Raw genomic sequence first — 17786 nt, 5'->3', positions numbered from 1 at the left:
CAGCCCCATGACCGTCAATGTCATCACCAGCGGGGGCGGTCAGTATATCGTCAACGTCCTGAACGCCGTCGCCGCCTGGACCGGCGGCGGCGGTTTCCGCTCGATGCTGCAAGTCGTGATGGTGATGGGCCTTGGCTACAGCCTGCTGGTCATGGCCTTCTCATTGAACTGGCGGGTGCTGTTCCACTGGTTCCTCTCGGCCACCGCCATGTACATGTGCATGATCGTGCCCACGACCACGGTGGTCGTCTCCGACACGATCAACCCGACGGTTGGCAATGGCGCGGTGGCCAATGTGCCGATCGGCCTTGCCATGGTCGCCAGCTTCTCCGCCCAAGTGAACAATTGGCTGACAAAGACGGCAGAGAGCGTTTTCACCATGCCATCGGCGCTGACCTACAGCGCGGGCGGGATGATCTATCCCACGCGTCTCAACGATCTCACCAGCCAGTTCACGATCGCCGATCCGATCATGAAGGCCAATGTCGAGGGCTATCTGGCCCAATGCACCTTCTATGACATCCTGCTGGGCCAAGGGAATGGCTGGTCAACACTGGCGAGTTCGCCTGACCTGCTCTCCGCCATCGGCCCGGGCTCGCCGGCGCGCTCGACAACCTGGATCCCTGCCGGCGGAGGCACAGCCACGATCATCGGCTGCCAGAGCGCCTATCAGGCCATTGTTCAGGCCTTTCCAGCCCTGACCAACGCTGGGATCAACGCAGCGGCGCCCGCCTTCTATCCCAACCTGCCTGCCGCCAGCGCAGTGACCAAGCTCAAGAGTGATCTGCCGACCATGGCGCAGGCCTATTACGGCGGCACCTTGATGAGCGCGCAGACAATCTTCCAGCAGCGCTCTCTGGTGAACGCCTTCATGGAGGCGCGGGCCAATTTCGGATCGGGCGGCGGCGACACCTTCGCCGCGCTTCACGCCGATGTGCAGGCGCAGAACAGCTACATCTCCGCCGCGCGGCAGGCGATGACCTGGGTGCCGGTGCTGAACCTTGTGCTGACCATCGTCTTCTATGCGATGTTCCCGGTGGTCTTCCCGCTCTTCCTTTTTCCGCAGACCGGGCCGGCGCTGCTGAAGGGCTACCTCACGGGCTTCTTCTATCTCGCATCCTGGGGACCGATCTATGCGGTGCTCCACATGTTCATCACGCAATATTCGGCGGCCCAGCTTTCCGCGCTCGCGCCGAATGGGATGACGATGGCGACGATGGCGGGCATCGATTCCGTCAACCAGAACATGGAAACGCTGGCCGGCTACCTCCTCATGTTCGTGCCGGTCATGGCCGCCGGCATGGCCAAGGGCGCCATGTCGATTGCGTCCAACACCACCGCCATGCTGGCGCCCGCAATGCATGCGGCCGAGGCTGCCGCCGTCGAGCGCACCACCGGCAACTATGCCTATGGCAACAGCCAGTTCCAGAATGTGACCGGCCATCAGGTCAACACCGCGCCCACCTGGACCGTCTCAGCCAGCCCGATCCCGCAGGTCAACATGCGCGGCGACAATGGCACGATCACCTCGACCATGCCCGACGGCTCGACGGTCTATAACACTTCGCAAGGCATCAGCCGTTTCGGCTTCTCGGCCAGTGAGATGCAGAGCGTCACGGGCAACCTTCAGCAAACCGGCGCGCAGTATCACACACGCGCAAATGCCATGCGGGAAACCTCGGCCGAGCGCTGGAGCCATGGGATGCGCACCCTCGACAGTCTCTCGTCCGGTTCGCGCCGCGCGAGCGGTAGCGAAGGGGCGACAGGCGGTCAGGGCGGGAACACCACAACATTGTCCGACCGGCAGGGGACCGATTCGAAGCAACATACCGGCACGAACCGCACGATTGGCGAGACCCTGACTTCGGGCCGCTCGCTGGGCCATACTGAGACCAACACGTTTGGGATCAATGCGGGCGCGAAGGCGGGCGTCGGCGGCAAGGTGCTGGGGGCCGAAGTCGGCGCCTCGGCAGGCGGCACATGGGATCATCGATGGGCGAAGACCACCGGCGATCAGGAAGCCCATGGAACCAGCGACAGCCTCAGCCAAAGCCAGGGCAGCAACGTCACCCGCTACCATGCCAATGGGCAGGATATCACGCTCACCGATGGCGGCTACTGGCGTGATGGCACCTTCCACCGCGTCGAGAACTTCGCCGAAAAGCGGCACGCCATCGAGCGCGACTTTTCTGAAGCGCAATCGCTCGAGCGTCAGGCCACCCGCTCCGATGAGGTCGGCTCGCGCCTCGAAAGTATGGCCTCGCTCTCGCGCAGCAACGGCTACCAGATCTCCGACGACATGAGCCAGGTCATTGCCTCGCGCTATGCCGAAATGGCGGCAAGCCCTGAATTCCGCGATCTGGGCGCGCCCTCACTCACCAACACCACACCATCCCCCCATCAGCGCGAAGTCCGCAACATGATCGTCGGGCGTATTCTGGAGCAATATGCGGCCGAGGGCTTGGAACCGGTTCGGGCGGTTTTGGTAGATCCGGCTACAACGATGGGGGGCGTGCCAGCGCCCGCTGAGTTTTCCATGCCAGAGGAAACGCCTCGACCGCAGGGGCGCCGCGGCTTACGATCAGCGGCTCGCCATGCGCCTCAAGGATCGGCGGATGGGTCGGGAACGGGCCGTCATGCGCCGGGCGATGACGCTGCTAGGGCAGCAATTCAGCGTGGTGCGGCAGAGGTGGCTCGGGATGACGCCGGGGCCCAGGAAGCGTTCCAGCAAAAGGCGGCGGAACGGGCGCCGCGAAATGCGGGCATTAAACGAGATGTCGACGACAAGCCTTGAAACGTACATCTATTTTTTCGCTTTCAAGGCGGGATCTTTCCAGAAATCATGTTCAACGCTTGCCTGAAGCCGCCGCATTTCTTCCAACTGCTGATGGTCCCGATAAGCATAAAGCCCGCCAAAAACAGCAACCGCAACGAGTATCAACGGCACGACAACCATCACCGCTGTGGCGATCTTTCGCTGCCAGGCAATGGCCTGATTGCTCTTCAGGAAGGTGGGGATACGATCGTACTCGAGCGCCATCAGCGCTTCGGCCTTCGACCCACGAAAGCCAGCCTCGCGCAAGGCTGCATTCTCAGCAGTCAATTGGTCGACCTGAGCCTTGAGTTGGGAGATTTCGTCTAGTTCTGACATAGCAACAGAATAGGCAAAACAGGAACATATTGCAAACAAAACTACTCACCGATGAATGGGCAGATGGAGCAAGGCTCTCCACAGCCCAAATCACGCCAGGTGAACCAACTGGCTATCGAAAAGGATAGTTTCAGAAAGCGTAGGTAGGCAGCTTTCATCAAGACGAACCGTCAATGCGTCAATTTCAAGCAACCTTCGTGAAAGATAAGGATGAAACTTCTCCGTCATCAAATTGGCATTATCGGCAAACAGCTTGGCATCGCAGCCATCAGCAAGGTCTCTCAGCACTACTTCAAGAGGCTGCGTGCATTTTGCAATCAAGACTTCAAGGAAGCCATCATAGATTTGAACGGTAAAGCCCCGCGCCCTCAATGCAAAGGCAAGCGTGGTTGTCTTGACCGTCCCGCAGCCAGTAGCGACAATCCACTCACCTTCGCCGATTTGTGCGATCCTCCCCCGAGAAAATTGCATTTGGGAAAAGTTTGAGCGCGCTTCCGCCAGTAGCACCTGAGCCGTAGCGTCCATGTAGGCGGGGCAGTCATTCCGCTTCAGCACTGAGAACATACGCTCAATCACGACGTCATGAATGATACCTGCATCACCGCCAAATATCGGTGGGGTGCCGGCCTTCGCAGGCGTGACAAGAATGACCTTGGCACGATCATCGACCTCTTGGACCAACCAGCGCCGCCCAGAAAATATGAGCATCATGCCCGGCGCGACCATATTGTCGACCGGGAGAGTACCCAACTCCCTTCCATCAGAAATCAGGCGATATTCCTCCGGTGTCTGAAAAACGGCGTAAAAGCTGTAATGGGAAACCAAAGTTTCTCCCATCGGCCCCAGCAGCAATAGGCCGTCCTTGGTCTGCTCAATCAGAGCGGGATCTGCCTGACCCATGGCGCGCAAAACATCAGCAAAAATGGCGGAACTGACCTGGCGGAACGGTCCGTCTTGACAGAGAATACGATAGAGCCGAGGGGCATGGGCACCACCCTTTTCGGCAATAATCGACAATATCTGGTGCACCAACGTCGAGAGGTGCAAAGCCCCAGTTTGCGCTGGCTCGCACCATTTCTCGAGTAACAATTCGATCATGGCGGTTGATCGGATGAGGCCTAGCCGGAGCCTGTCGGCAAAACTGCTTTTCGAGTCGAGCGCAGCTTCAACAGCATATTGGCGCAGGATCGCCGGCTTGCCAGCGCGGCGCCCTGATCTACCGAGGCGCTGCCGGAGAGAGGCAACGCTGAAAGGGGCGCCAATCTGCGCCACACAGCTTACATCCCCGATGTCGATCCCCAGTTCCAATGTGGAGGTACAAATTGCCGTAGTGGGCAATCTGCCATCCTTGAGCCGCCGTTCGACAAGATCGCGGTGGTCGCGGGAAAGGCTGGCGTGGTGAGGATAAAATTCCTGCGGGAGGCGGGCATCCTCGCACATAGTCCGCAAGCGATCAGCGTAGATTTCAACCGATTGGCGTGAGCCCGCAAAGACCAGGTTGTCGGTTCCACGCAAGTGATCGAATATATGCTTCGCAATCAGGTCTGTTGGCGCCGGGATGCTTTTGTCAGTTCCGCCCGCCAGGTATCCTCGAAGTTGCAAACGAAGCTCAGCCTCTCCGCCGGCCGCTTCAATCGCCTGAACATTGGCGGCATCATCAGGGCGCAGATAAACACAAGCCTGTGCCATATCGCCCAAGGTCGCGGAAAGCCCTATTCGCCTGACTGGCCGGCCGATGGCCAGTTCCAAGCGAGTGAGCAGTGAGCGCAGTTGAACGCCGCGCTCACTGTCGAGCATGGTGTGGACTTCGTCGAGTACGACCGCACGTACAGAACGAAAAAGCCGCGGAACATCAAGTCCACGGCGAATGAACAGCGCTTCTAGCGATTCAGGCGTGATCAGCAAAATGCCGCGCGGGCGCTTGGTCGCCCGGGTCTTGATCGAAGCCGCAACGTCACCGTGCCAAGGCACAACTGGAAGTTCCGCTTCTTGGCAGATTGCCTCCAGTCTGTTTGCCTGATCGGTTATCAGCGCCTTGAGCGGCGCTATATAGAGTAGATCAAACCCTCCAATTCCGCCGACCTCCGCTTCCAGGACATCGGAAATCAAGGGCAGGAAAGCAGCCTCGGTCTTGCCGCCCGCTGTCGATGCGGCAACGATCACATCGGCCTGGCAGTCCCTGATGACATGAATCGCCCGCGTTTGAATATCGCGCAATTCTCGCCAGCCTTGAGCCCGGATCCATCGCTGGACTGGCCTGGCGAGTTTATCGAAAGCGGAAGTCACAAACGGAAAGCGGCGAGGTCATCGTCGACCGGTGCAGCCCCGACTTGTTCATCGATGTCGGCCATGTCATCGCCCCGGTCTTCCCTGACCTCAATCTTCTCGATCAGGTCGGTCCATTCAGTGCCAGGGTTTTGCTGCAAGACCGCCACCATGTTGACGAATGCCGTCACGGTGTTTCTGGGCGTGCGGAAATACGCCTCCCCGATCCGCGAAGAGCAATGCGCCATGAATGCCTCCAAACTGGCATCGGGCAATGCATCGTCCTCCCCCTGCATGATCGCGCGAATATTGGACAGAAGGACGAACAGGTCTTCCGGCGTTAGACTGGCAAGGCGAATGACTGGCCCTGACAAATCGATCAGGCCGTCACGAGCGAACGTGTTTTCAGCCAGTCGGGATTGCAATGCCTCGTAGCTGTACAAGCCGCGGCGGGTGTTCATCAGGAACTCCGGCGTGCCTCCCAATAGAAAACCCAGATGTTCGGCGCTGCCCTGAAGCACGTCATTGAGAATCCGCAGAATCTGCTCATAATTGGCATTTCGAGCCTGCGCCGAGCTTAGCTTGAAGAGGTTCACCATTTCATCCAGGCCGACGAGCAAGCCCTTGTATCCCGCCTCGCAGACGAAGGCAGACATCAACTTCAGATGATCATAAACGCTCGCATCATCAACGATCGTGCGGACGCCAAGCGCTTTGCGGGCATCGGTCTTGGTTGAGAATTCGCCACGCAGCCAACGCAGAGCGGCGGATTTCAGATCCTCATCGCCTGCCTCATGCCCCTCCCAATACCGCCGGATCACCTCCGCGAAATCGAAACCACCCGTCATTTCCTCAAAGTGGGAAAGGCGCTCCCGGATCACACTTCCAGTCAACTGATCTTTGGCTTCCGCCTCCTGCTGCACCTGACTGACAAAGCGCTCAACCACGCTGGTCAAGGCTCCGCCATCAGGCTTGGAGCGCGTGGCGAGATTCCGGGCCATTTCGGCATAGAGGCTGCGCGCCTGTCCGCTCGTCGCATGTAATCGGCGGTCCGGCGCGAGATCGGCAAACATGACAACCAGCCCCTTTTCCAGCGCCACCAGCCGGATGAGGTTCATGAAGAAGGTTTTGCCAGAGCCATATTCGCCGATGATAAACCGAATGGCAGAACCGCCATCAGCTATCCGATCAATATCCTTGACGAGTTCCTCGATCTCGTGCGCCCGCCCGACCTGGAGATGCCTCAAGCCCAGCTTCGGGACAACGCCTGCGCGGAGCGCCTGAACGATGGCGTCACGTTCGCGGGGCTTAAGCTTCGACATCAGGCTACCTCTTTCTCAAATTGCGTTTTCAGCGCTTGCGCGATGTCATCCGTGACGTCGTAACCGTCATGCTCATCCAGCAAGGCTTCGTCATAGGTCGCAAACGACCATTCGTTAATGGCCTCAAGCGCGCCCAAAGGCATCAGGCCGTGCCGTTTGGCCAGATCTGTGAAATCGTCCTCGCTCCAATAGTCCTTCGCTATAAGATCGCGGACCAAAGCGGCGCATTTTGCATCAAGGCCAGCAATGGGTGACACTGAAGTGCTGGGCTCTGGCTCGACATCCGGCTCACTCTGGAAAATTTGTCCAAGCACGGAAGAAACTCGGGCCGTATCAGAGCGTATGGCCGCGATCCGGCTCGGATCGAGCCGCGACTGTGGAGTCGAAGGATCGTCTGGAATGGCCTCTCCTGGCGCGCCCGGCTCTGCCGCCTTCACGCGCACCGGGGCGTCGGAGACTTCGCCAGCATGCAAATCAGAGTAGACGGTTGAGGGGTCAAGCCCAAGAATGCGATAGATCCTTTCGATTCCGGCCACCTCCTCGGTCTTGATCAAGCCGTCGGCATGAGCAATCGCAATCATTGCAGATCGCAAGGCCATCTTCTGATCGCCATCGACATCCTTGAGTCGGCTTCGCAAGGTCGCAATATCGGCCGGAACAGCCAGAAACCAATCCAAATTGGCCTTAAGCAACCTGCACTCGAGCGCAGAAACGTCCCTCACTCGTGCTATCCGGTTGAACAGAGCATGCCGCTCACTCTCGCTCACTTGGCCATCGGCTTGTGCAATAAAGGCGCCAAGCGCCAACTCGATCAAGGCATTGCGATATTCAGTGGACGCGCATTCGGCATCCCAGGATCCATCCCATTCAAAAAGGACGACGGGCTCACGTTCTTTTGGCATGCGAAGGCCATAACGGGGATCGGGTGCCAATCCGAACCCAAGACTGCCCAACGCGTCGGCCAAGTCGGTTAGCTGGCGCTTGGTTCTTTTTCCTGCTGCTTGATTCCCAATCTGGCCGAACACCTCGCCCACGGGGACCAAACCTCCCGCTTCGATGCGAATCTTGACCCAATTGATCAGATCCTGACGCTGCTCGGATGGGAACTGGTCCCAAAGGCAGGTTGGCAACAAGGCATGGGCCTCAAAACTCCCTTTGCGTTCCGGGTTGCGCCCCAGAAAGCGACTGAGCTTATCCAACTCGTCCATCGCCTCATCGGCTATGGCCTGTGCCAGAGTGACTGGCTTGGTTAGACCCGAAACATCCAGCACAGGCCGCCCGTTTGCCGTCACTGGCAGATCTCTACTGAACTCGCCGGAAGCAGCGCGATAGCTACATTTCAGTTGTTTTTTGGATTTTGCGACCTTCAAACCCTTGGGATACCTCTGGTCAAATTTTTTACAAAAGAGCGCTTTAAACTCATCCTCGCAGCGGTGCGCTGGTGTGCGAAGCCGCTTTTCGCCGTGGCAAAGGAACCAACTCAGCAGCCAATCGGCGCTCAACGGAATGTCATTGGCGATCATACCCCCAAGCGTGACCTTCAAAGAGAGCGGAAGCTCCCAGGTCCAACTCTTGAACACGGGCGCTTTGAGATCGTCGGCGCTGAGGACGAGGCCGGCGACGTCAATGAAATCGCCAAGGTAGCGCTGGACCGAATGGTTCGCACTGAACAGCTCTCGCAGGCGCTGAACCTCAGCGAGAATCTCTCGTTTTTCATCCTCAGGTGGATTGTCGACGAGAAAGCGTCGTTCCAATCCATAAAAATAGAGAAACATATAGCCTGGATTAACGGTGGGATCCTTGGCGCCATCTGCCAACCAGTCGAGATAAGTTGCCCGACAATTTGATGAAATACTGGAATACCCAGGCCAGTACGGCATGGAATCTTCGCTCTTGCCCGCACGGACGGATGATACCGACTGTTTCTGATCGATATAGGCACGGCAACGCTCGCCATAGCCACCGCCGACAACACTTGGAGCTGCCCCAACGTAGACCATGCCCGGCAAGACCCGGCCGGCGATAACAACCGTCTGGCCCTTTGGCACCCAGCCTTGCAAATGGCTGGTCTGCTGGATTTTCTGGACTGATGCTGCTCTGCGCTGTGCGGCTTCTGCCAATGCTGAACGCGCCTCACGCCCAGCCTGAATAAGCTGCGCGTTGTCCTGATTAGGCTGATAAGGTGTCAAAGCAGAATGCCCGCGCGCCCGAGGGCTCACGATATCGCCAGCAGTGTCAGTGACGCTCAGGCTTTGCACACTATCTGCCGACTCACGGGCAATTCTTTCTGCTCTCGCCCGCGATGCCTTGATGAGTTCGGCATTATCTTGTCTTGGATGGTATGAAGGACGATTGGCGATCTTCTTTTCAGACACTGATCGCCTCCACCAGACCACGCCCCCTGGCACTCCAAATGCAAATAGCATCTGCATGCCCGCTGGCCAGCTTTCGAGTGCCGTGACCACAACAAACATGCAGGCAATGAATGCCAGAACGTAGGTCAAGGCCCCCTTGAGAAATTTCAAGACCAATTCCTTTGTTGAATTCTCTTACACAATAGCCAGCAGCCGGTGTGCCGCAAGTGGGACTGCGTGCTGAAAGCAAGCATTTTCAAACACCAATCACAACACCAATTTGGTTACAGGGCACCAACTTGCCTACTCAACGGGCAATATACGCAGCCGATCCAGTCGCCTTCGGCTTGCGACAGATACCGCAATTGGCCTAGTGATCAGCCATGAACGCCGTTGAAATCGAACAAGCCATCACTGACCTTGCCGCCGCTCCGTTTGATGCGGCGGAATTTCCGTATGCCTTTCTGGAGGCCTTTGGAAACAAAGCCACCACGCTCAAGAAGCTGCGCACTGGGGCGTCGAACGGTTCGGACATTCCGGGCGGCGTTCTTCAGCGCAGCAACATCCACATTGCCACCTGCCCCGCGGGCGAAGTCGATGCCACGCTTCAGGCCCTGCGCGCCAGCCCCAAGACCCAAGCCGCCAAGGCCAAGTTCATCCTCGCCACCGATGGGGCGGACTTTCAGGCAGAAGAGTTGGCCACCGGCGAAACCGTCGCCTGCCAATATGCCGATTTCCCCAATCACTTCGGGCTGTTTCTGCCTCTGGCAGGCATCACCACGGTCAAGCAGATCCGTGAGAGCACCTTTGACATCAGGGCGACGAGCCGCCTCAACAAGCTCTATGTCGAACTGCTGAAGGACAACCCCGACTGGGCGGCTGCCGAGCGGCGCGCCGACATGAACCATTTCATGGCGCGGCTAATCTTCTGCTTCTTTGCCGAGGATACCGACATCTTCAACGGTCAAGGGCTGTTCACCGCCACGGTCGACCGCATGTCGGAGCGCGATTCCAGCAACACGCATGAGGTGATCAGCACCATCTTCAAGGCGATGGATACGCCCACGCGCCATGAGGGCAAGCTGGACGACCGCTATCGCAAGGCCGCAGGCACCCCGCGTTGGGCCGACGTGTTCCCTTACGTCAATGGACAGCTCTTCTCGGGCAGCACCGATGTGCCGCGCTTCAGCCGCATTGCCCGGTCCTATCTGATCCAGATCGGCAATCTGGACTGGCAGAAGATCAATCCTGATATTTTCGGCAGCATGATCCAGGCTGTGGCCGACGATGATGAGCGCAGCGCGCTGGGCATGCATTACACCAGCGTGCCCAACATCCTGAAAGTGCTCAACCCGCTGTTCCTCGACGATCTGCGGGCGGCGCTAGAGGAAGCGGGCGACAATCCGCGCAAGCTGCTTAACCTGCGCAATCGAATGGCGCGTATTCGCGTGTTTGACCCGGCCTGCGGCAGCGGTAATTTCCTTGTGATCGCCTACAAGCAGATGCGCGAGATCGAGGCGGCCATCAACGCACGACGCGGCGAACCGGACCGCAAGAGCGTGATTCCCGCGACCAATTTCCGGGGCATCGAACTGCGCCCCTTCCCCGCCGAGATCGCCCGCCTTGCACTGATCATCGCCGAGTTTCAGTGCGATGTGCTCTATCGCGGGCAAAAGGAAGCGCTGGCCGATTTCCTGCCGCTGGACAGCCAGAACTGGATCACCTGCGGGAATGCGTTGCGGATCGACTGGCTGAGCCTTTGCCCCCCCACCGGTAAGGGTGTAAAAGTGCATGGGGATGACCTGTTCAACACGCCTTTGAACCAGACCGAGATCGATTTCGAGAATGAGGGCGGTGAGACTTATATATGCGGTAATCCGCCGTACTTAGGAAATACGTGGCAGAGCCCTGAACAAAAGGCCGATATTCGAGACGTTTTAGCTGGCAGGTCGAAATCGAGCGGCTTTCTCGATTATGTATCTGGCTGGTTTATAAAAGCGGCTGACTGGTTAAACCACGTTCAAGGTGCGGCAGCTTTCGTAAGCACGAATTCGATTTGCCAAGGACAATCTGTACCTATCCTGTGGCCAGTTATTTTTAATGCAGGTTGCCAAATCAGATTTGCTCACCGCTCTTTCAAATGGGCAAATCTGGCCAGCAATAAGGCTGGCGTAACGGTGGCAATCATTGGAATTTGTCCTACCTCAACAGCGGCTTGTTCGCTTTTTGAAAGTGGTGCTCAAGGTGAGGTAATTGCGAGAGAAGGCCCTTCGATTACTCCCTATCTCACGCTGGGTGAAACTGTAATCGTCGAAAAGAGAAGTGCGCCAAATGGTGATTTGGCCATTATGGAGTTTGGAAACAAGCCAAGCGATGGTGGCCATCTGCTTCTCAGCAGAGACGATCTAAAGGGACTTAAACTGAATGCCACGCAACAAATGAAATTCACGCGCCGAATCTATGGTTCCGAGAATTTCATCAACGGTGGCGAACGGCTTTGCCTATGGATCGAGGATGAGTTTTTGGATGAGGCCCTATCGATTGATGCAATCCGTCAACGCATCGAAGCTGTGCGCCAAGTGAGGCTCGCAAGCCCTGATAAGGGCGCAAATGCACTTGCCCGTCGCGCCCATCAGCTTAAGCTCATGCGGATCGGCCAGCAGCACACAATAGTAGTACCGGCAATTTCATCAGAGCAGCGTCCATTTTTGCCGGTGGGCGTTGTCGACCAGCATAGCACCGTCTCAAACAAGTGTTACGCTCTCTACGACGCACCACTCTGGAACATGGCCCTGATCGCCTCTCGCCTGCACTGGGTCTGGATCGGCACCGTTTGCGTCCGCATGCGCACCGACTTCTCCTACTCCAACACCCTTGGCTGGAACACCTTCCCCGTCCCCAAACTGACCGAACAGAACAAGGCCGACCTCACCCGCTGCGCCGAGGACATCCTTCTGGCGCGCGAGGCGCATTTCCCGGCCACCATCGCGGATCTCTATGATCCAGAGAAAATGCCGGAAAACCTGCGCCACGCGCATGAGCGCAACGACGAGGTGCTGGAGCGTATCTACATTGGCCGACGGTTCAAAAACGACACGGAACGCCTGGAAAAGCTGTTCGATCTCTACACCAAGATGACCGGCGGCAAGAATGCGGCATGAGGGGTGCTCGGTTGACTTTTGGCGACTTTGGCGTATCTCTCATTTGAGATACAGGAGTTCCCGATGAACGCACCTCATGTGCCGTCACAAAGCTCCATGCTGCATATCCGCATGGACAATGAGCTGAAGGCCAAAGCCACGCAAGCGCTGGCAGCCATGGGGCTGACGGCTTCCGATGCCGTGCGCCTGCTGTTCCACCGGATCGCGGTCGACCAGGCGTTCCCGCTGGAGCTGAAGGTGCCCAACGCCGAAACCCGCGCCGCGCTGGACGAGGCGCGCGAGATCATCGCCCAGCGCCGCGCCCGCTTTACCGATCCTGATGCCATGTTTGCCGAACTCGATGGCAAAGAGGGATAAAGCGGCGACCCTGCCGCGCACGTTCGATTTGGCCAAGGCATTCAGGAAGGACTGGGATCGCCTCTCGCGGTCTGGCCGTTACGACATGCGCCAGCTCAAAGAGGCCATGCTGCTGCTGATCGCGAACGATGCCCCGCTGCCTCCGGAGTGGCGAGACCACGCGCTGAAAGGCGAATGGGCAGGCACGAGAGAATGCCATATCGGCGGGGATTTCCTGCTGATCTACGAAGTGGACGACACAGCGGGACCGGGCGGAACGCTCGTCTTCGTGCGCGCCGGAACCCATAGCGAGTTGTTCAAATGACCCAGAATGCCGACATCATCCCCACCGTCACCTTCCGCCCCGCCGGCACTGGCGCAACCGCCAAGGCGAATGAGCTGGGCATGCGCGAGATGCAGGCCCGCGCCTTCGACAAGCGCGGCGAGCAATATCTGCTGATCAAGTCACCGCCTGCCTCGGGCAAGTCGCGGGCATTGATGTTCATCGCGCTGGACAAGCTGACCAACCAGGGTGTGAAGAAGGCCATTGTCTGTGTGCCGGAACGCTCCATCGGGGCCAGCTTCAACAGCGAACCGTTGAGCAAGCATGGCTTCTGGGCCGATTGGGAAGTCGCACCGCAGTGGAACCTGTGCAACGCGCCGGGTGCCGATGATCCCAAGGTGGCCAAATCGAAGGTAAAGGCGGTCGGCGAGTTTTTGGCCAGCGACGCCCGAGTGCTGGTCTGCACCCACGCCACCTTCCGCTTTGCTTTTGACGAATTGGGTGTCGAGGCTTTCGACGATGCGCTGATTGCCATCGATGAATTCCACCATGTCTCGGCCGACGCGGGCAACCGCCTAGGGGCGCAGCTTGCCCAACTGATTGCCCGCGACAAGGCCCATATCGTGGCCATGACCGGCAGCTATTTCCGCGGCGATGCGATCCCCGTGCTGGCGCCTGACGACGAGGCCAAATTCGAGACCGTCACCTACACCTATTATGAGCAGCTCAACGGCTACCAGTATCTCAAGGTGCTGGACATCGGCTACAGTTTCTACACCGGTCCCTATACCGACAAGATCTCGGCGCTGCTGGATCCAACCGTCAAGACGATCGTCCATATCCCCTCAGTCAATTCGCGCGAAAGCCTGAAGGACAAGCATCGCGAGGCCGAGGACATTATGGGCCATCTCGGCGAATGGCAGGGTGTCGATCCAGAGACCGGCTTCCACCTGCTTAAGACTGCAGGTGGTGCGATGATCCGCGTGGCCGATCTGGTCGATGACGATGCCTCCAAGCGCGACCGCGTGGTCGCCTCGCTGAAATCCGCCACTGCGCGCAGCGAGCGGGACTTTGTCGACGTGATCATCGCGCTGGGCATGGCGAAGGAAGGTTTCGACTGGATCTGGTGCGAACATGCGTTGACCGTCGGCTATCGCTCCAGCCTTACCGAAATCATCCAGATCATCGGCCGGGCCACCCGCGATGCGCCAGGCAAGATGCGGGCGCGCTTCACCAATCTGATCGCGGAACCGGCTGCGGACGATCCGCTGGTGGTGGACGCGATCAACGATTATCTCAAGGCCATTGCTGCCAGCCTGCTGATGGAACAGGTGCTGGCGCCTCGCTTTGAATTCACCCCGAAGGACGCTGGGCCCAAGCCCGATTTCGATTACGGCCCGGACGGCTATCAGGAAGGCGCGACCAACATTGGCGTCAACGCGCAGGGCCAGATGCATTTCGAGATCAAGGGCCTCAAGCTGCCAACCAGCATCGAGGCGACGCGAATCTGCCGCGAGGATCTGAACGAAGTGATCGCCAGCTTTGTGCAGAACAAATCCATTCTCGAGCGCGGAATGTTCGACACCGAGGTCGTGCCCGAAGAGCTGACTCAGCTGAAAATGGGCAAGATCATCCGCGACAAGTTTCCTGAATTGAGTGATGAAGATCAGGAGGCGGTTCGTCAGCACGCCATTGCTGCCCTAACCCTGACCCAGCAGGCCAAAGCTGCCATGGTAGGCGATGTGGTCGATGGGGAATTTACGGGCAGCACAGCCTTCATTGATGGCGTGCGCAAATTTGCCCTGAGCGTCACCGATCTCGACATCGACCTGATCGACCGGGTCAATCCGTTCGACGCGACCTATGCCGTGCTGGCCAAGGCGATGGATGAAAAGACCCTGATTCAGGTGCAGGCGATCATCAACGCCAAGAAAGAAAAGCTAACTTACGAAGACGCACGAATGCTGGCCGAACGCGCGCTGGAATTCAAGCGCGAGCGAGGGCGCCTGCCCTCGCTGACCGCGCAGGACGCCTGGGAGCGCAAGATGGCAGAAGGCATCGCGTTCCTGCAACGCCATGCGGCAAAGGCAGCGGCCGATGGCTGAGCTGAGCGATCTTGAACTGCTGGCCGAACTGGGCGTCGAGACCGCAGCGGAACCCAAGCGAGCCTTGACCCCGCTTCAAGAACGGATAATTGCCGGTTTTGAGGATATTCAGCGCTTTGTGACTGAGCATGGGCATTCGCCCCGCCATGGCGATGACCGTGACATTTTCGAACGCCTCTATGCTGTTCGGCTTGACCGCCTGCGCGCCCTGCCCGAAGCACGCGCGTTGTTGGCAAGCCTCGATCAGGATGGCCTGCTCGATGGCAACGGCCCGGTGGCTGTGCCACCGCAGGACTTGGGCGACGATGCCCTGCTAGCGGAACTTGGCATTGCTCCCGGAGCATCTGACGACATCACCCAGTTGCGCCACGTGCCTCCCCGTGCAGAAAAGCGCGCAGCCGAAGAAATCGCCAATCGCGAAAAGTGCGAGGATTTCGAGACCTTCAAGCCGCAATTTGACAGGGTGCAGGCCGAACTGGCAAAGGGTGCGCGACAGGCCAAGGTGATTGACCAGACCGAGGTTACCCTTGCCGAGATTCATCCTGGCAAGCTTTTCATTGTGGCCGGGCAGATGGCCATGATCGCCGATACATCTGATGAATTTGTCACGGATTACGAACGCAAGGATCGGCGCGTGCGAGTCATCTATGACAATGGCACCGAAGTCACCATGCTGGCCCGGTCGTTCCAAAAGGCGCTCTATCGCGATGAGACTGCGCGGCGTATCACAGACTTGAGTGCAGGCCCGCTGTTTGGCGATGTGGCCGAGCCTGATGATCTAGCCAGTGGGACGATTTACGTCCTGCGCAGCAAGTCGGCCCACCCCTATGTCGCCGAGCACCGGGAACTGATCCATAAGATCGGCGTGACAGGCCAGAGCGTCGCGCATCGTGTGGCCAATGCGCGCAATGACCCGACCTTCCTGCTGGCTGATGTCGAGGTTGTCGCCGAATACCAGCTCTTCAACATAAACCGCACCAAAATGGAGGGCCTAATCCATAAAGCCTTGGCGGCGGCCCGGCTTGACCTGGCTGCCGGTGATCGCTTCGGCCGGACCGTCCAGCCGCGCGAATGGTTCCTGATCCCGTTCCAGGCGATCGACGACCTGATCTCCCGGATCAGTGACGGAAGCGTCACACAGGTTCGGTATGATCCAATGGAGGCCAGGTTCGTCCCTGCCGAAAACTGACCTCCACCAGCTTGGGTTAGGAGGCTTGGCGGGCAGGCTCGATGTAATGATAGAATCGTAGCGTTTCATCGAGACCAGCCATCGGTCGCCGCTTGGCGGCGATGGTATGTGCCAGCGACGCCAGCTTCCTTGCTTCACGCCCGAGGATGCTGCGGGTTTTGAAGAAATGGCTGCCCCGTTCCTCATACTGTTTGATCTGGATCCGCTCAGTCATGGTAAGCTCGAGCATTGCAGGCGATGCCATGGTTGCGACCGAGACTCGCTTGCGCAAAGCCTCATCCATCGAAGGCTCCAGAATGCCAAATTCGATGGGCCATGGCGCGACCAGAGACTCGGGCTTGTCCTCTGGAGAAAAGGCGGTCGAGACCATGCAGCGCAACTCGCCGAAGTGCTTGCCCATATGCCTGTACCAGCGCAACGCGAAGTCGACGATCTTCACAAGCGTTGGGAATATGCGGCTATCGCCCTCGCAAACGATATCGTGGTTCACGCCAAGGCGGGCATTGCCGACAATGCTCCGGTTGTCCGATCGTTTAGCATTGACTTCGATCATGACTTGCCGGGGTGCCAAAACGTCGAGTTTAACGCCAATCCAGTAATCACGCTGTGGCTCCAGTGCCTGGCTCACCGTTGCCCGAAAACTGCTGTCGAATTTGAAATCGACGGGCCGTCGTGAATGGCAACTGGCCAGATAAGCCGACACGCCGGATTTGGACATGCCGACAGTCTTGGCGATCAGTTCGATCGGCGCACCGCGCAGCCACATATGCAACGCCTGTTGTAATGCGCTCGCACTGACATAGGCCTCTCTAGGCGCCTTGGCAGGCATTTCCGGAAAATCGATTCTGTCTCCATGGCGCTTGGCGAGCCAGTTGAAATCGCTCGCCGTTTCAGCAGTATCAGTTGAGAATTCTGCCTCTTTTACCGCGGTATCGAAGGGCACTTCACGCTCCTTCTCGACGTCATAGGCATAGACCATCTGATAAGGTGCATTGAGCGCGCGCAGGTCATCCTCGTCATGAAGGGAAAGCTTGCGGGACACCTTTTTCAAGCGTCGCAGGATCTGCTTGCGGGACCAGAAGAGCTGGTCGACATAGTCCATGCCCACAGGCGCCTCCTTGCATTCGGCATGTTCCAGTTCCTTAAAGACATCGCTGGGCAGGACGCGCCGTTCAACCAGCACCACCATATCAACATCGCCAACGGTTTCATCGTACGAACCAGTGAGCACACTGCCAAAGAGCCGGATCTCCTTGATCCGCCGAGAACGCTCCGGTTCACTGTTGATGGCTCTCGCCATTTCAATCACTTCGTCCACAATGCGGCGACCTTCCTCACGCGGAAAGCGCGGCACAAGCGGCGTTGCAAGGAGCCGGTGGCCCCGGTCAGAGACCATCCAATGGTCGATATAATCGCGTGTGCCGTTGAAACAAATCCAACCTGCTTCACACAAGGCAATCAGCGTCTCGCTCGCCTGACGCACATCTATACCCAGCTTCTTGGCAGCACGCAGTGTGCTGAAATCATTCCTGGCAAACAGGTCCTTGAGTTTCGCCGGACGCAGGCCACAAATCGTGTCTTTTGCAGAAATCCGCATAAATCATCCTTTGCATCAGTGAG

The 17786-nt window shown here is 58.2% G+C and carries 11 protein-coding genes; 6 read left to right on the top strand and 5 right to left on the bottom strand.

From position 1 onward, the window contains the following. The first annotated feature begins 7 nt into the window (after positions 1-7). The gene (locus tag GTZ99_RS11950) at positions 8-2794 is read left to right on the top strand and encodes a conjugal transfer protein TraG N-terminal domain-containing protein (protein ID WP_161719101.1); all 2787 of its coding nucleotides are present in this window, start codon (positions 8-10) and stop codon (positions 2792-2794) included. A gap of 9 nt (positions 2795-2803) precedes the next feature. Here GTZ99_RS11950 and GTZ99_RS11945 read toward each other — a convergent pair whose 3' ends face one another. From GTZ99_RS11945 to GTZ99_RS11930, 4 genes are all read right to left on the bottom strand, one after another. Continuing rightward, positions 2804-3151 carry a hypothetical protein gene (locus GTZ99_RS11945; RefSeq protein WP_227711294.1) on the bottom strand — a complete coding sequence of 116 codons (348 nt, stop codon included), beginning with the start codon at positions 3149-3151 and terminating at the stop codon, positions 2804-2806. Positions 3152-3241: 90 nt separating this feature from the next. After that, positions 3242-5368, bottom strand: coding sequence for a DEAD/DEAH box helicase (locus tag GTZ99_RS11940; RefSeq protein WP_201742496.1), 2127 nt, complete (start codon positions 5366-5368; stop codon positions 3242-3244). A 65-nt stretch (positions 5369-5433) separates the two neighbouring features. Beyond that, entirely contained in the window at positions 5434-6738 is a 1305-nt protein-coding gene (locus tag GTZ99_RS11935) for an ATP-binding protein (RefSeq protein ID WP_161719097.1), read from the bottom strand. Beyond that, positions 6738-9263 (bottom strand): tellurite resistance TerB family protein, encoded by a 2526-nt coding sequence (locus GTZ99_RS11930; RefSeq protein WP_227711293.1) that lies wholly within the window; start codon positions 9261-9263, stop codon positions 6738-6740. The genes GTZ99_RS11935 and GTZ99_RS11930 overlap by 1 nt, the downstream gene beginning before the upstream one ends. A gap of 212 nt (positions 9264-9475) precedes the next feature. Between GTZ99_RS11930 and GTZ99_RS11925 the strand changes: the two genes are divergently transcribed. The 5 genes from GTZ99_RS11925 to GTZ99_RS11905 all read left to right on the top strand — a co-directional run bounded on the left by GTZ99_RS11925 (position 9476) and on the right by GTZ99_RS11905 (position 16166). Next, the gene (locus GTZ99_RS11925) at positions 9476-12253 is read left to right on the top strand and encodes a class I SAM-dependent DNA methyltransferase (protein ID WP_161719095.1); all 2778 of its coding nucleotides are present in this window, start codon (positions 9476-9478) and stop codon (positions 12251-12253) included. A 63-nt stretch (positions 12254-12316) separates the two neighbouring features. After that, entirely contained in the window at positions 12317-12610 is a 294-nt protein-coding gene (locus tag GTZ99_RS11920) for a type II toxin-antitoxin system RelB/DinJ family antitoxin (protein WP_227711292.1), read from the top strand. Continuing rightward, entirely contained in the window at positions 12594-12914 is a 321-nt protein-coding gene (locus GTZ99_RS11915) for a type II toxin-antitoxin system YafQ family toxin (protein ID WP_161719093.1), read from the top strand. The genes GTZ99_RS11920 and GTZ99_RS11915 overlap by 17 nt, the downstream gene beginning before the upstream one ends. Further along, on the top strand, positions 12911-14977 hold the full coding sequence (locus GTZ99_RS11910; RefSeq protein WP_161719092.1) for a DEAD/DEAH box helicase: 2067 nt from the start codon (positions 12911-12913) through the stop codon (positions 14975-14977). Before GTZ99_RS11915 ends, GTZ99_RS11910 begins: the two co-directional genes overlap by 4 nt. After that, positions 14970-16166, top strand: coding sequence for a GIY-YIG nuclease family protein (locus GTZ99_RS11905; RefSeq protein ID WP_161719090.1), 1197 nt, complete (start codon positions 14970-14972; stop codon positions 16164-16166). The genes GTZ99_RS11910 and GTZ99_RS11905 overlap by 8 nt, the downstream gene beginning before the upstream one ends. Before the next feature lie 16 nt (positions 16167-16182). Here the strand turns inward: GTZ99_RS11905 and GTZ99_RS11900 are convergent, their stop codons facing one another. Further along, positions 16183-17763 (bottom strand): nucleotidyltransferase domain-containing protein, encoded by a 1581-nt coding sequence (locus tag GTZ99_RS11900; RefSeq protein ID WP_127709332.1) that lies wholly within the window; start codon positions 17761-17763, stop codon positions 16183-16185. Positions 17764-17786 lie beyond the last annotated feature (23 nt).

This window comes from Novosphingobium ovatum (assembly GCF_009909235.1).
In the GTDB taxonomy this organism is placed as follows: domain Bacteria; phylum Pseudomonadota; class Alphaproteobacteria; order Sphingomonadales; family Sphingomonadaceae; genus Novosphingobium; species Novosphingobium ovatum.
This window is presented reverse-complemented; position numbering and strand designations above follow the sequence as displayed.

What these genes read in the sequence shown, in the direction of transcription:
- GTZ99_RS11945 (WP_227711294.1), bottom strand. Translation starts at nt 3,151, where the DNA reads ATGTCAGAACTAGACGAAATCTCCCAACTCAAGGCTCAGGTCGACCAA.
- GTZ99_RS11950 (WP_161719101.1), top strand. Translation starts at nt 8, where the DNA reads ATGACCGTCAATGTCATCACCAGCGGGGGCGGTCAGTATATCGTCAAC.
- GTZ99_RS11920 (WP_227711292.1), top strand. Translation starts at nt 12,317, where the DNA reads ATGAACGCACCTCATGTGCCGTCACAAAGCTCCATGCTGCATATCCGC.
- GTZ99_RS11910 (WP_161719092.1), top strand. Translation starts at nt 12,911, where the DNA reads ATGACCCAGAATGCCGACATCATCCCCACCGTCACCTTCCGCCCCGCC.
- GTZ99_RS11915 (WP_161719093.1), top strand. Translation starts at nt 12,594, where the DNA reads ATGGCAAAGAGGGATAAAGCGGCGACCCTGCCGCGCACGTTCGATTTG.
- GTZ99_RS11905 (WP_161719090.1), top strand. Translation starts at nt 14,970, where the DNA reads ATGGCTGAGCTGAGCGATCTTGAACTGCTGGCCGAACTGGGCGTCGAG.
- GTZ99_RS11935 (WP_161719097.1), bottom strand. Translation starts at nt 6,738, where the DNA reads ATGTCGAAGCTTAAGCCCCGCGAACGTGACGCCATCGTTCAGGCGCTC.
- GTZ99_RS11900 (WP_127709332.1), bottom strand. Translation starts at nt 17,763, where the DNA reads ATGCGGATTTCTGCAAAAGACACGATTTGTGGCCTGCGTCCGGCGAAA.
- GTZ99_RS11925 (WP_161719095.1), top strand. Translation starts at nt 9,476, where the DNA reads ATGAACGCCGTTGAAATCGAACAAGCCATCACTGACCTTGCCGCCGCT.